The organism is Candidatus Cloacimonadota bacterium (assembly GCA_034661015.1).
Classification (GTDB): Bacteria; Cloacimonadota; Cloacimonadia; order JGIOTU-2; family JGIOTU-2; genus JAYEKN01.
Genome location: JAYEKN010000188.1, coordinates 1 through 12,736, shown reverse-complemented (window position 1 = coordinate 12,736; position 12,736 = coordinate 1). Strand labels below are relative to the sequence as shown.

13 protein-coding genes are annotated in these 12,736 nt (G+C 36.8%); 3 read left to right on the top strand and 10 right to left on the bottom strand.

Going from position 1 to position 12,736, the window contains the following annotated elements; all coding sequences use genetic code 11:
* The first annotated feature begins 303 nt into the window (after nt 1-303).
* Both U9P79_07145 and U9P79_07140 read left to right on the top strand, forming a co-directional pair.
* Nucleotides 304-1,602, top strand: a complete 1,299-nt coding sequence (locus U9P79_07145) for an MFS transporter (GenBank protein MEA2104397.1) — start codon at nt 304-306, stop codon at nt 1,600-1,602.
* A 92-nt stretch (nt 1,603-1,694) separates the two neighbouring features.
* Nucleotides 1,695-2,099, top strand: a complete 405-nt coding sequence (locus tag U9P79_07140) for a hypothetical protein (protein MEA2104396.1) — start codon at nt 1,695-1,697, stop codon at nt 2,097-2,099.
* A gap of 20 nt (nt 2,100-2,119) precedes the next feature.
* Here U9P79_07140 and nfo read toward each other — a convergent pair whose 3' ends face one another.
* The 4 genes from nfo to U9P79_07120 form a co-directional block, all read right to left on the bottom strand.
* Nucleotides 2,120-2,965 (bottom strand): deoxyribonuclease IV, encoded by an 846-nt coding sequence (gene nfo, locus U9P79_07135; GenBank protein MEA2104395.1) that lies wholly within the window; start codon nt 2,963-2,965, stop codon nt 2,120-2,122.
* Between the two features lie 11 nt (nt 2,966-2,976).
* Nucleotides 2,977-3,105 carry a hypothetical protein gene (locus U9P79_07130; GenBank protein MEA2104394.1) on the bottom strand — a complete coding sequence of 43 codons (129 nt, stop codon included), beginning with the start codon at nt 3,103-3,105 and terminating at the stop codon, nt 2,977-2,979.
* Nucleotides 3,102-3,587, bottom strand: coding sequence for an HPP family protein (locus tag U9P79_07125; protein MEA2104393.1), 486 nt, complete (start codon nt 3,585-3,587; stop codon nt 3,102-3,104). Before U9P79_07125 ends, U9P79_07130 begins: the two co-directional genes overlap by 4 nt.
* A gap of 77 nt (nt 3,588-3,664) precedes the next feature.
* Nucleotides 3,665-4,126 carry a PTS sugar transporter subunit IIA gene (locus tag U9P79_07120; protein ID MEA2104392.1) on the bottom strand — a complete coding sequence of 154 codons (462 nt, stop codon included), beginning with the start codon at nt 4,124-4,126 and terminating at the stop codon, nt 3,665-3,667.
* Between the two features lie 450 nt (nt 4,127-4,576).
* On the opposite strand from U9P79_07120, the gene U9P79_07115 reads away from it, so the two are divergent.
* Nucleotides 4,577-5,161: a hypothetical protein gene (locus U9P79_07115; protein MEA2104391.1), complete on the top strand. Its 585-nt coding sequence runs from the start codon at nt 4,577-4,579 to the stop codon at nt 5,159-5,161.
* Between the two features lie 489 nt (nt 5,162-5,650).
* Here the strand turns inward: U9P79_07115 and U9P79_07110 are convergent, their stop codons facing one another.
* The 6 genes from U9P79_07110 to U9P79_07085 all read right to left on the bottom strand — a co-directional run bounded on the left by U9P79_07110 (nt 5,651) and on the right by U9P79_07085 (nt 11,926).
* Nucleotides 5,651-6,187, bottom strand: a complete 537-nt coding sequence (locus tag U9P79_07110) for a 4Fe-4S binding protein (GenBank protein MEA2104390.1) — start codon at nt 6,185-6,187, stop codon at nt 5,651-5,653.
* Between the two features lie 11 nt (nt 6,188-6,198).
* Complete coding sequence (locus tag U9P79_07105; protein MEA2104389.1) at nt 6,199-6,996, bottom strand: 4Fe-4S binding protein; 798 nt, start codon at nt 6,994-6,996, stop codon at nt 6,199-6,201.
* Nucleotides 6,997-7,100: 104 nt separating this feature from the next.
* Nucleotides 7,101-8,393, bottom strand: a complete 1,293-nt coding sequence (locus tag U9P79_07100) for an asparagine synthetase B (GenBank protein MEA2104388.1) — start codon at nt 8,391-8,393, stop codon at nt 7,101-7,103.
* A gap of 73 nt (nt 8,394-8,466) precedes the next feature.
* Nucleotides 8,467-9,609, bottom strand: coding sequence for a radical SAM family heme chaperone HemW (gene hemW / locus U9P79_07095; GenBank protein ID MEA2104387.1), 1,143 nt, complete (start codon nt 9,607-9,609; stop codon nt 8,467-8,469).
* Between the two features lie 30 nt (nt 9,610-9,639).
* The gene (gene lepB / locus U9P79_07090) at nt 9,640-10,383 is read right to left on the bottom strand and encodes a signal peptidase I (GenBank protein MEA2104386.1); all 744 of its coding nucleotides are present in this window, start codon (nt 10,381-10,383) and stop codon (nt 9,640-9,642) included.
* Between the two features lie 16 nt (nt 10,384-10,399).
* Complete coding sequence (locus U9P79_07085) at nt 10,400-11,926, bottom strand: AMP-binding protein (GenBank protein MEA2104385.1); 1,527 nt, start codon at nt 11,924-11,926, stop codon at nt 10,400-10,402.
* Between the last annotated feature and the right edge of the window lie 810 nt (nt 11,927-12,736).

Below are 12,736 nucleotides of genomic sequence, written 5' to 3'. Positions count from 1 at the left end.
CTGATGAAGAAAGGAAAACAGAAGCGATATATAATTTGGGCAAAATCCAACTTTAAATTTATACAATTTGACACTTATTTTCAATTTTGTGAGAAAATGAATTAATTAGAGTCTATCCGTAAAGTAGCATATCAAGTAAAATATATTCTTCATCCTTTTTACAACTCATCCCCTAACCCCTTCTCTTCAAAGAGAAGGGGAACTTTTGTCTCCCTCTCCTCGATAGGAGAGGGTCGGGGTGAGGTCGAAAAATAGCACTTTACGGATGGACTCTAATTAGAATCAAAATAAATGGAAAAAACTATGCTTTCGGAATCCCAAAAAAAATTTTATAAATTATCATCTTTTCAAATTCTTGCAACCTTTAGAAGAGGATTGTTTTACAGTTTCCTATCCATCTATCTGCGATTTTATCTCGGACTTTCCGTCACCGAAACTACCTTCTTTGCCACTTTTCCGCTATTGGTAAACATCCTTTTTCAGAATGTTGTTTGGGGGAGGATTTCCGATAAGTATCAAAAACGTCGCTCAATGATTATCTGGGGGGAAATACTCGCCGGAATCGGGACTGCTCTCACTTGGTTCGTTCATAGCATCCAGCCCAGCAAACACATCTCCGGATACGTCCTTATTATCGGGCTAACCATAATCGAAATTTTTTGGTCAATGTCGAACTTGGGTTGGACGGCGTTATTATCGGATATTTTCAAGCCGGAAAAAATTGCAAGTATTCGGGGAAGATTAACCAGCATCGGTGGTTTCGGGCGGATTATCGGAGTTATGATCGGCGGATTGGCTTATGACGGATTGGGGCATCATTTCGAAGGCTGGGGATTTAGCAGCGGATTCCTTTTCTTTTTTGCTTCGGCAGCAATGCTTCTTTCTTGTATTCCCATTTTTTTCCTGCCCGAAGGTGGTGTTTCCAAATCGGATAAGGATAAAGAATCTTATGGCAAATTGAAAAATGAATCAAAATCCGCACTGAAATTATTTACACTTTTTATCGTATCAATGATTCTGATAAATTTTGGGAGAAATTCCATTGCGATAATAAAAACCCAATACTTTTCTCTTGATGAAGGAATGGCTTTATCTCCGACAATGTTAAGTTATATTGTGAATATGAGATCAATAGCAATGATTGGGTTTGGAATTCTCGTAGGAGTTTTATTGAAGAAGATGAGGGAGGAATGGATATTGTTTTTCAGTTCCCTTCTTTCGATTATTCACCTTCTTATGTTTACTTTCTCAAACTCAATTATAGTATTATTTCTGGCAAATTTCTTGGGTGGGGGTTCAGAGGTTCTAATCATTGCATCATCCTATGCCGTCGCAAATTATATGATTCCCCCGGCAAAACGCGGTCGCAGATTTGCGATCTATAATGCAACCATTTTCCTCAGTTGGGGCATTGCGGGAACACTAATTGCCGGACCTATCGTTGATCTGCTAATGCATTATGGATATGGAGCATTATTTGCTTATAAAAGTTCATTCTTGGTAGCAGCAACAATCACTCTGATTGGAATTATCGTGCTTCTAATATTCATAAAAAAATACCATGCATTTTATCAATCTGAAGGCAAGATAGATTTTCTTTAAACTTTGAAATCCAAATGAAAAAAAACAATAAACTTGCCCGATTATTTTATTGTGTAAAATATTGAAAAAAAATGAAAGCAGAATAAATTTTTATGTTCAAGCCAAAACGACCAATCGGATTTAGGAAAGATCAAAAACATAGAGTACCTCCGGCAATATGGATTTTGTTGATATTATCTTCAATATTCGGGATGTTCCTGTCTCGCTATTGCTCCAAACAGATGGATACTTATCTAATAGTACAAAGTATCGAAATAGAGCAGCAAGGGCGTGCTTATGCTCAGATTTCCTTCGAAATAGAAAATCTTGCTACATTCTCTGTTGATCGAAAAGTTGTTGTGCGTTTATACAGTGGCAATCTGGAACTCGGCTCAAAAATGATTATGGCACAATTAGAATCAGAGCAAAAAAAGGGATTTTTTGTAACCGTTGAGTTTATAAAAATTTTGGATAAGGACGAATCTGTGGATGAAATTTCTGTTAGATTCTATGATTGATATTGACTGATTTTAACTTTTCATTTCCCAATAAGCGAGTAAAGTAATTTAATTTCCTCTTCCCAAATTTCCGTTTCAGGGGTTTCCAGGATCATCGGAATTTCATCAATTCTCGTATCATTCATAATAAAACGGAAAGCAGCCAAGCCAATTTCACCCTTACCAATGCTTTCATGCCTGTCTTTGTGTTCCCCAAACGGTTTTTTGGAGTCGTTCAGGTGCATTCCCTTCAGATACTCAAATCCAATTAATTCATCAAATTGTTTCATCGTGTTTTGATAGGTTTCTTCTGTTCGCAAATCATATCCGGCTGAAAACAGGTGGCACGTATCAAGGCAAACTCCAATCCGCTCTTTATTTTCAATATGTTGGATGATAAAAGCGATTTCCTCAAAAGTGGAACCCATACTGGTTCCCTGCCCCGCAGTATTTTCGATAACTGCTGTAACATAGTTGGTTTTATCCAAGCAAATATTTACGGATTCTGCAATTCGCTTTAGGCAATCTTCTCTAGGAATTTGGTTCAAGTGGTTACCCGAATGGAAATTCAAATATTTCAATCCGAGCTGCTCGCACCTTTGCAATTCATCAAGAAAAGCATTTCGGGATTTTTCCAATTTTATTTTTTCCGGCTGACCGAGATTGATCAAATAACCATCGTGGGGAAGTATTTGTTCCGGTTGATAACCAAATTTTGTACAATTCTTTTTGAATTTCGTAATATTTTCTTTGGTAAAAGGCTTCGCATTCCATCTTTTCTGATTTTTGGTAAAAATTGCAAATGCCTTTGCTCCGATCTCGTTGGCGTGCAAAGGGGCATTTTCCACCCCACCACCAATGCTTACGTGTGCTCCGATTCTTTTCATAATAAAATACCTTAATTCAATTTGTCTCGAAAGATATAAAGCTTCTCTTCCGAATTCATAATCTTCAAATCCTTTTTTAGATGACCATCAAAAGCTGGATCAATTATCTTTTGTTTTTTTTCATTTATGACTTTTTTCATACTAAATCTATCAATTGATCTTTGAATATGTGATGAATTAACGAGAGAATAATTGTGCTACTGATTAGGGCAAAAGATATATTAAGTGAAAACCCGACCATAGCCACACCGAGTGCGGTTCCGGCAGCAGGAGGGTGTTCTGTGTCTATTACAACCATAATAAAGATAGAGAATCCCACGGCAAGTGAATATACAATAATATTGCTTAGAAATAGAGTGCGAGGAATAAGAGCAAATAACGAACCGCAAACGAGTCCGGTAAGATGCCCCCCGATAATATTTCTGGCTCGAGCTGTGATTGCTTTGGGCATTGCGAACACTATAAAGACCGATGCTCCTATTGAAGCAACGACAACCGCATCAATAAACTTCAGGAAAAAAAGTATGGAGAAAATTGTGATGGTAGCAAAAATGCTTTGAAAGACATAATTTTTCCAATGAGAGGTAAACTCATTTAATAATTTTTTGTAATTTTTGTTCATAATTGTTTTAAATTAATTTACTAATTGGTAAAAGAACTATCTTTCCGATATTATCGTTTACGAAATTGACATCCATATTATTCGTGTTCTTTTATGAGATTGTAAATATCCTGTGGGTGCTTGATTTTAAGCAATTGCTTTATAAATTCTTTATTTTTTAGTCGTAAAACCAAACGCGATAAAACACGGACATATTCTTTATCTTGTTTGTGGGAAGCACCGATCATAAATATCAGTTTTACGGGTTTGTTATCAATTGAATCGTATTTTATCCCAGCTGTTTTCCTCCCAATAGCAATCACAAAATTACTGATAGAATCATCACGTATATGAGGAACTGCAATCCCATAACCGATACCTGTGCTCATCAATCTTTCCCTTTCAAACACCTTCTTCTCGAAAATTTTCCGGCTCGAAACTTCTTTGCTCGTGGCGATTACCTCTACCAGCTCCTTCAGGGCATCATCTTTTGAATCGGATTGAATATCAATAATTCTCTCGGGAGATAAAAAATCGTACAATCTAAAATTATTCGTCATGAAAAATCCTTCTTCATACATTATTATCAATGATGCCTTTTTTATTATCCCGCATAGTTTGTCAAAGTTATTAAACTAATCCTGACTCGGACGCCGCCTTCTTGCGGAAAACTTGAGTTAATCCGAAAACTGGCGGATTGACTTAAGTTGTTCCAACTCACAAATATAACGCTAATTAACTTAATAGATAATTTTTTCATCCTTTTTACAACTCATCCCCTAACCCCTTCTCTTCAAAGAGAAGGGGAACTTTTATCTCCCTCTCCTCGATAGGAGAGGGTCGGGGTGAGGTCGAAAAATAGTACTTAACGGACGGACTCTAATTATGTAGAAAATATTAAAAAGGGTGGATAATTATGGTGTAAACCGCCCGGCGAATAAATATGAGGAACTTGACAGAGAAAACAATTTTTAAAGAGCTTAATCTAATAATTTATCATGGGAGAAAAAATGAGAAAGACATATTTAGTTTTTGTGATTTTCATACTAATCGCATTTTGCTTTCTGGGAAGTTGTGCGGAAATGGATGCAACCGATGCTGCTACTCCTTCGATTCATCCCCAAAAAATTCCGCAAAAACCCAATTCAAAAGGAATTGAATTTGTATTTGACGGACAACCTATGGCTGGCAACAGTTACACAATTCCTCTACCGGAAGGTGACAGCTATAATATAAATCGCCCCTTTAAGAATTTATTGAGAGATTGGGCAGAACTCAATTTTGGAAGCATTGAGGATAATTCACTGAATAGCATCACGGTTACGATTAAGGATATGAATTATGATGGTGGCAATAACACTTTTCTCAAATCAATCTATCTTCAAGTAAATATTCAAGGAAGCATTCAAGATAAGTTTTTTGATAAAGATATTTCTCTAAATCAATCATTTACCAGATCTTCGGCGGCAAATCCAGAATTCAAAGGTTCTTCTCTGGCAAATAAAGCAAAAACGAATATAAACCGTTTTCTGATGCAGCTCGTGGGAAAAATTGATAATTATTTGAAAGAAGATATTGGGGTAAGGAAACTGTAAGTTACGAGGGGGGTAAACCTCCATACTGAATCGAAAAAAGAATGCTGAAGCATTCTCTGTAGTAGTTCTCGTCTCATCGGAAAATCTTGAGTTAAATTCCGTTTTTTTGAACTTGACTTAAGATTTTCCAACTCACAAACATAACGCTAATTAGTGTCCATCCGTAAACTCGCATTTTTAAGCACCTTGCGGATGGTTGCTTTCTAAACCTCCGCAATGGTGGTCGTTTACAACTTCAACCATTGCGGAGGTTTCCAACCATCCGCAAGGTTTAAGAGTTTACGGACAGACTCTAATTATTCTGCGGCACAACCTTCTTCTCGGAGAAATCCCACCGAACTCCTTTATCAGGTTTTGCTTTAAATGTAAATTTTCGCAGAAAAGCTATTATTTTATTTATAGAAAACCCATAGTAATTTTCATCACATCCCGAGATTCCAATTTACCGGATAAAAATTTATTGAAAATTTTATCATCAATCAAAATATTCTATTCCGCTTTTTGCAAACTGTCTTGAGCAATCATCGTATCTTTTATTGCATTAACAGGGCAAACTGCTTCACAAATACCGCACTTGATACATTTTTCCATATCAATAACAGCCTTGCGGTTGATCATCTCAATTGCATTTGTCGGGCATTTATGTGCACAAATATTACAACCAATACATTTTTTTTCGATTACTTTAAAAATTCTTATCGGTTCTGTTTTCTTAGTGGAATCTGCAACCTGTTGAGTTTCCATTTTATCATTCTCAGCCGGATTTTCGTTTTGTGCTTCCAGAACGATCGCATCGAAGTTACACGCTTTCACACAAAGACTGCACCCAATACATTTTTCCGCATCAATAACCGCTTTGCCATTCTGCATTGTGATTGCATCCACAGGGCATTCTTTTATGCAAAGTTGGCAGCCGATGCATTTTGATTCGATAATTTTATAAATTTTGGAATTTTGCGAATAAATCACAAGCGGAATTAAGATAGCAAAAATCAAAATCAATACAATTACGAGATGTTTTTTCATATTATTACCTTTTAATCTCTATAAATGCATGTGCTGTTTTTTGGATCTTCTGTCGAACACAAACGTACACATTTAAAACATTTTATACAATTTGGACTATTTATTTTTTCGTTATCCCCGATGTCAATGTACATTGGGCAATAATTTGGGCAATTAAAACAATTTAGACTTGTGTGAATATTTCGGAATATTTTGTAACGTTTGATCTTTAAGAAGTCTGCAAATTTTTGCATCAGATTCATCAAAGCGGCAAAGGGACAAATATATCTGCACCAAAATCTTTCGACGAAATAGCCGCCAACCACAATAATTAGTAGGGAAATGATTCCGGCGATTGTAATTGTTTGCGGATGAGCAATTGCCAGAATTGGGCAGAATTTCATATATAGAGCTTGCGAACTCAGAATAGCTGCGACTATCGTGAATATCAAAATTACATATTTGATGATATTTAAATATTTGTGGATTTTGTACGGGATCAGCTGGTTGAATTTTTTCTTAGTATGCTTTGTAGAATAAACAAGTTCCTGAATAGTACCGATTGGACAGGCGTATCCGCAAAACCATCTTCCCAAGAAAATAGAACTAACCAAAATCAATATTCCGAAAATAATAGCTATGGAAAAAATAAACGGAACGCCTTTTGTGAAAATATTCCAAGTTCCAAAACAAACTAGAGAATAAGGGCAATAGGCATGAGCACTTGCCAGCACTCCCCGAATTAGCAAAAGGAAAAAAATAAACGAAATCCCCAGAATACCAAGCTGGATGTATTTTCGATTTTGATTTTTTCCGTAGGATTTTCTCATATTAATTTTGGAGTAAAATATCCGCCTGCCTCGTGTCCGCCAGCCGGCGGACGCGGGGCAAGTTGATGTTGTAATCCGAAATGCTTCAAAACACAAATTTTTTCTTACGTTTTCAATTTTTTTTTCTTGGCAGCAGGAAATAAAATATTATTTAAAATAAGTCTGTACCCGGGCGAGTTTTTATATAATTCCAATCGGGTTGGCGGATCTCCGATTTTATGCTGATAATCTTCCGGGTCGTGTCCTCCATAAAAGGTAAAAGTCCCTCTACCGATATTTCCATGAATATATTTTACCTCTTCTGCTCCTTCTACTTCGCCGAGAATGATCACACTTTTTTTCACATATTTTTTATGAAATGAGGTGGTTTGTCCCAAAAATCCATTTACAACGTTCGCATGGCATTGAGTTAACATGGTGGGCACCGGATCATACTTCGCAGAAAAATTGAATAATGTAAAATAATCCGCTTCCGCTCCGCGTATTTTTGCATAATTACTCGCGTCAATGCTGGAAAATTCGTATTCAAATGGATTTTTCACAAGCGTGAAATCCTTGAAAGCAAAGGTCCGATCGAAATCAAGCTGCTTCTCGGCATTACTTTGTATCGGGTCGCCGTCAAATGGTGTGGCACAAATATCCAAATTTTTTGCAGCAAGAGCAATATCAAAGGTATCCGTAGCACCGCACATAGCAAAGAGGAAACCACCATTTTCCACATAAGAATTGATCATCTCGACCACAGCGTGTTTAAGTTGCCAGACTTTTTTGAATCCGAGTTTTTTTGCCAGATTTTCCTCAAAATTCTGAATTGTTTGATACCATTTTGCATTACGGAAACTTGCATAAAATTTTCCATATTGTCCGGTGAAATCTTCATGATGCAAATGCAACCAATCGTATTCGTCCAATTTACCTTGAAGTATCTCCGGGTCGTAAATTGTATCGTAAGGAATATCGGCATAAGTCAAAGCCAAAGTTACTGCGTCATCCCAGGGTTCTCCGGCAAAGCCTTTGGTTTGGTCCGACATGTTTTTCGGTAAAGTATAAACGGCAATCTTGGGAGCTTTCTCCAGGTGAATTATATCCATATTAGATTTCTGTATGATCTGTTCGATTTGAATTATATCGGTGGGTGAAACTTTCTCATAATAAACACCTCGAATGTGACACAAATCTTTTATGGTTGCACTTTCAGGAATTAGGAAAGAACCGTCGCGATAATTTAACAGCCATTTGCAATCCCACCCGTTTTCCAGAGCTTTAAAAGTAATCCCATACGCTTTAAGATGATTCGTTTGAGATAGATCCATCGGGATCAAAATGTCTGCGTAAATAAAAGAAGGCAGCATAATAAAAAATGCGAATGTGAAAATTGTTCTTAAAAATTTCTTCATTGAACCTTTCTTGTTTTCTACTCGTCTCGTGGAAATAAAAAAACAAAGTCTCAATCAGAGATGATTGAGTTAGTTAGATAAACTCACTCAAAATTGAATTGGACACAAAAAGTGCTTTTCTTGTCAATTTCAGTCTGTTGTCTTTTTTCATTAAAAAATCGGATTTAATAAGTTGAGAAATTATTTTTTTAAAATTTTTTTCAACGTCAAAATTATATTTATTCTTAAATTCAGGTAAATAAATTCCTTCGCTAAGCCGTAAACCCAACACGATTTTATCTGAGATAAATTCTCTTTCGGAAATTTCTTTGTCGCTTTCGAACGGATAATTTCCGTCCTCAATTCGCCCACAATAATTTTCGATATTTGCCGGATTCGCGATTCTCCTCATCTTGTAAAAAGAATGAGCAGCTGCTCCAAAACCGATGTATTCATCCCCATGCCAATATGCCAAATTGTGTTTGGATTTATAACCGGACTTGGAAAAGTTTGAAATTTCATATTGCTCTAATCCGTTTTCAGCAAGGAAATCAAGCATAAAATAATACATCTCTCTTTGCAAATCCTCATCGGGAAAATCGTATGACGATGCATTGTTTTTCATATAAGTATTATTTTCCAGAGAAAGGCAGTAGGATGAGATGTGGTTTGGATTGAGTTCTGCTGCTTTTTGCAGAGAAGTTTCCCAAGTTTTTTTGGATTGAGATGGGATTCCAAACATTAGATCAAGAGAGATATTTTCAGTACAATTTCTGCGGATATTTTCTACAGCAGGTTGTATTTCTTTGTGTGTGTGCAGACGCCCGAGAGATTTGAGCTCGGAATCAATAAAAGATTGTGCGCCCAAACTAATGCGATTAATTCCCAGAATGCGATAATCTTTCGCCGACGATTTGCTTATATTTAGCGGATTTGCCTCGAGTGTAACTTCCGCATTTTTATTTACCGAAAAATTATTTACGATCGCGCTCACGACTGAATACAGTTGGTGAAATGGGATTAAAGATGGGGTGCCACCCCCGAAATAAATTGTGGATACTTCATATTCATTTTTATAAGGAAAATTGGAGATACTGTTCCGCAAATTTTTAAAGTACCTTTCTACAGAATCCGCATCATAGTTTACAGAATAAAATCCGCAGTAAGCACATTTTTTTGTACAAAACGGGATATGAATATAAACAGCTATCTTTTTTTTTGAGGTTATTTTCAGCATTTCAGCATTTCAGCATGTCAGCAAACAGCACTATTTCGGTATTTTTAGAATTCTTCTCCAGCGAATTCTGTGATGATTGTCCCACGACCAATAAAGAATCATGGGGATACCTCTGATGAAATCTCTATCAAGAAATCCCCAATAACGAGAATCACTGCTGTTGTCCCGATTGTCTCCCATTGCAAAATAACTGCCTTCCGGCACAACAACAGGCCCAAAATTATCACGACTGCCCATAAATTTGGAACCATAATAAAGTTGACCTTTTGTGCGAGGGATTATCCGATAATCAATATGCTGAACGTATGGTTCTTTCAAATATTTACCGTTTATGTAAACGTTTTTATCAATAATTTGCAATGTATCACCCGGCATACCGATAATTCTTTTAATAAAATCACGCCGCATATAATATTTGGGAAGGAAGTTTTTCTTATCCCAATAAATTGGACGGATTAATTTTGCATATCTTTCTTCCGGCTGTGGATTGTAGGTATCGGCGGGATATTTGAAAATTATCGGTTCAAATTGTTTAGGTTCTCTAAAATTGAAAATAAATTTATTTGCAATGAGGAAATCACCTGTCATAAAAGTGCTTTCCATTGAGCCGGATGGAATTTTGAAAGTTTGGATTACAAAAGTTCGAATTATGATCGCAGCGATACCGGCAAAGATTATTGCTTCGACCCATTCTCTAATTACAGATTTTTTCTTTTTGCTCTTTTTTTCTGAAGAAGATTGATCCTTAAGGGATTTTTTGTTTTTACTAAACATTAATTGGACTCCGAAATTATTTTTTCTTTCCTTCTAATTTTCTGCAAATTTTTTCTACTTCGCGGAAGTTAACTTTCCCGCTTCCCATCAATGGAATATCCTCAATCAGATGGAATTCTTTGGGAATAGCAATTTTGGGTAATTCCTTTTTCATTAATTTTTGGATTTGTCGCTTATCAATTTCTTTGGTTGTAATTGCCGCTACGATGTCTGCTCCCTTAGTTGGGTTTGGAACATCCACTACGCAACAAATTGTACCCTGTGGCAATAATTTTTCCAATATATTTTCTACTTTTACAAGGGAAACCATTTCTCCGCCGATTTTTACAAATCTACGCAGTCTTCCCTTGTGCCAGAGGTAGCCGTCATCATCCATCAGCCCCATATCGCCGGTATCGTACCATCCATCTTGGATTCGGCGCGAGGTTTCTTCCACATCACCAAGGTAACCATTCATGACCAGATCGCCTTTCACGAGGATTTTTCCAACTTTGTTTGCAGGTAAATCCTTAGATGTTGTTCTGTCCACAATTCTTACTTCCACACCATCAAGGGGGGGACCAATGCTACCGGGTTTGTTTGCATCCAAAGAATTGACAGAGATAATCGGACTTGTTTCTGTTGTCCCGTATCCTTCCAGAATTTTCAGATTATGTTTTTCTCTATATCCATTTCTTACAAGATCACTTAATTTATCCGCACCGGCAATGCCAAATCGTACTGAGGTAAAATCACCTGATTCGGCTTTTCTAAGATAACCGTACAAGAAAGAAGGAGTTCCGATCATCACCGTAATATGGTATTCCCTAATTGATTTGCAAATTGCTCGAAAATCCAGCGGATTTGCATGAGTTACAATTGAAGCACCCATAATAAGCGGAATCCATAGGTTTGTTGTAATTCCAAAAACATGAAAATATGGCAAATTTCCCAGAAAAATATCTTCCGAAGTAAAACTGAATCTTTTTGAGACTGCATGAATATTGTGGAATATATTTTTGTGCGATAATTCTACGGCTTTTGGGTCTTTTTCACTTCCGCTGGTGAAGAGAATGACAGAATCCTTATTTTCGCTTCCATCGTGGATCGTAGATTTTATCATAGAAGCAGGTAGTTTGGATTTAAGTCCCTCTTTCACCTTTTCCATAGTTCCTATATCTGCGACTATATCCTCAATATAGACCATTCCATCAACAAATTCGGCACCGATTTTTTCGAGAAGTTTTTTGCTTGTAATAATTGTCTTAAAACTACATTTTTCCTGAGCATAAATTGCGTTTTGACTTGCTCCGGTGGAATAATTTATCATTACCGGTGTTTTTCCACACATCAAAGAGCCGATAATTGAGGCAATACATCCCGTGGAGTTTGGCACCATAATTCCAACGTGTTCGCCGCGATGCTTTGCAATTTTTTTGGAAAGAATAAGAGAGGCAATAAGCAATTTACTGTAAGTTGTGTCCTTGCCTGTAGCCTGATCATAAACAGCAATTTTATTTCCGTAGCGTTTTGCTATTTCTATAAAAGCCTTATGTAATTGCATAATACATTCCTTTGATTATTTTGTAAGATATAAAATCTTGAGTTGGGGTTTTGGTGTCAAACTTTTCAAAGTAATTAGTTAATTGGTTGATAATTGAAGGTTATCAGATCAAATCTGCTTTTTCATTAATATGACAGGCTGTAACTTTCGCAAAGTTTTATGTAGAACACGAGTCTCTTCGTGTATTTATCTTTGCGAAAGTTGTGCTGCCAAACAAATCGTGTGTTGAAGGTTATCAGATCAAATTGGCTCTTTCATCAATATGACAGGCTATAACTTTCGCAAAGTTTTCGGGTTTCGTTGGTGTAAAAAAAACCCAAGTCGAACCCAAAAAACGGTGTCCGACTCGAGTTTTTCAAGAAAGTAGAACACGATTCCTCTTGTGTTAGCAAAATATTTAATCCGCTAGCTGTCGGACAAAGATTACTCGAAGCAGGGGCTTCGAATAAAAGTGTGTTCCCAAGCAGGGGCTTGGGAACGAGATTGCGTTATTTGAAAATGTGGAACACAAGTCCCTTCGTGTATTTATCTTTGCGAAAGTTTTGCTGCCAAACAAATCGTGTATTGAAGGTTATCAGATCAAGTCGGCTTTTTCATCAATATGACAGGCTATAATCCGCCAGCTGGCGGACAAAGTTTTCAGGTTTCGTTCGTGTAAAAAAAACCCAAGTCGAACCCAAAAGACGGTGTCCGACTCGAGTTTTTCAAGAAAGTAGAACACGATTCCTCTTGTGTTAGCAAAATATTCAATCCGCTAGCTGGCGGATTGATATTTTCGGTGTTTTTTTCCAACCGATTGCATCGGCAGTT

Bases quoted from the DNA above. Each gene is read 5' to 3' on its own strand.
- U9P79_07120 (MEA2104392.1), bottom strand. From the start codon at position 4,126: ATGACGAATAATTTTAGATTGTACGATTTTTTATCTCCCGAGAGAATT.
- nfo (MEA2104395.1), bottom strand. From the start codon at position 2,965: ATGAAAAGAATCGGAGCACACGTAAGCATTGGTGGTGGGGTGGAAAAT.
- U9P79_07130 (MEA2104394.1), bottom strand. From the start codon at position 3,105: ATGAAAAAAGTCATAAATGAAAAAAAACAAAAGATAATTGATCCAGCT.
- lepB (MEA2104386.1), bottom strand. From the start codon at position 10,383: ATGTTTAGTAAAAACAAAAAATCCCTTAAGGATCAATCTTCTTCAGAA.
- hemW (MEA2104387.1), bottom strand. From the start codon at position 9,609: ATGCTGAAAATAACCTCAAAAAAAAAGATAGCTGTTTATATTCATATC.
- U9P79_07145 (MEA2104397.1), top strand. From the start codon at position 304: ATGCTTTCGGAATCCCAAAAAAAATTTTATAAATTATCATCTTTTCAA.
- U9P79_07140 (MEA2104396.1), top strand. From the start codon at position 1,695: ATGTTCAAGCCAAAACGACCAATCGGATTTAGGAAAGATCAAAAACAT.
- U9P79_07110 (MEA2104390.1), bottom strand. From the start codon at position 6,187: ATGAAAAAACATCTCGTAATTGTATTGATTTTGATTTTTGCTATCTTA.
- U9P79_07100 (MEA2104388.1), bottom strand. From the start codon at position 8,393: ATGAAGAAATTTTTAAGAACAATTTTCACATTCGCATTTTTTATTATG.
- U9P79_07105 (MEA2104389.1), bottom strand. From the start codon at position 6,996: ATGAGAAAATCCTACGGAAAAAATCAAAATCGAAAATACATCCAGCTT.
- U9P79_07115 (MEA2104391.1), top strand. From the start codon at position 4,577: ATGAGAAAGACATATTTAGTTTTTGTGATTTTCATACTAATCGCATTT.
- U9P79_07125 (MEA2104393.1), bottom strand. From the start codon at position 3,587: ATGAACAAAAATTACAAAAAATTATTAAATGAGTTTACCTCTCATTGG.
- U9P79_07085 (MEA2104385.1), bottom strand. From the start codon at position 11,926: ATGCAATTACATAAGGCTTTTATAGAAATAGCAAAACGCTACGGAAAT.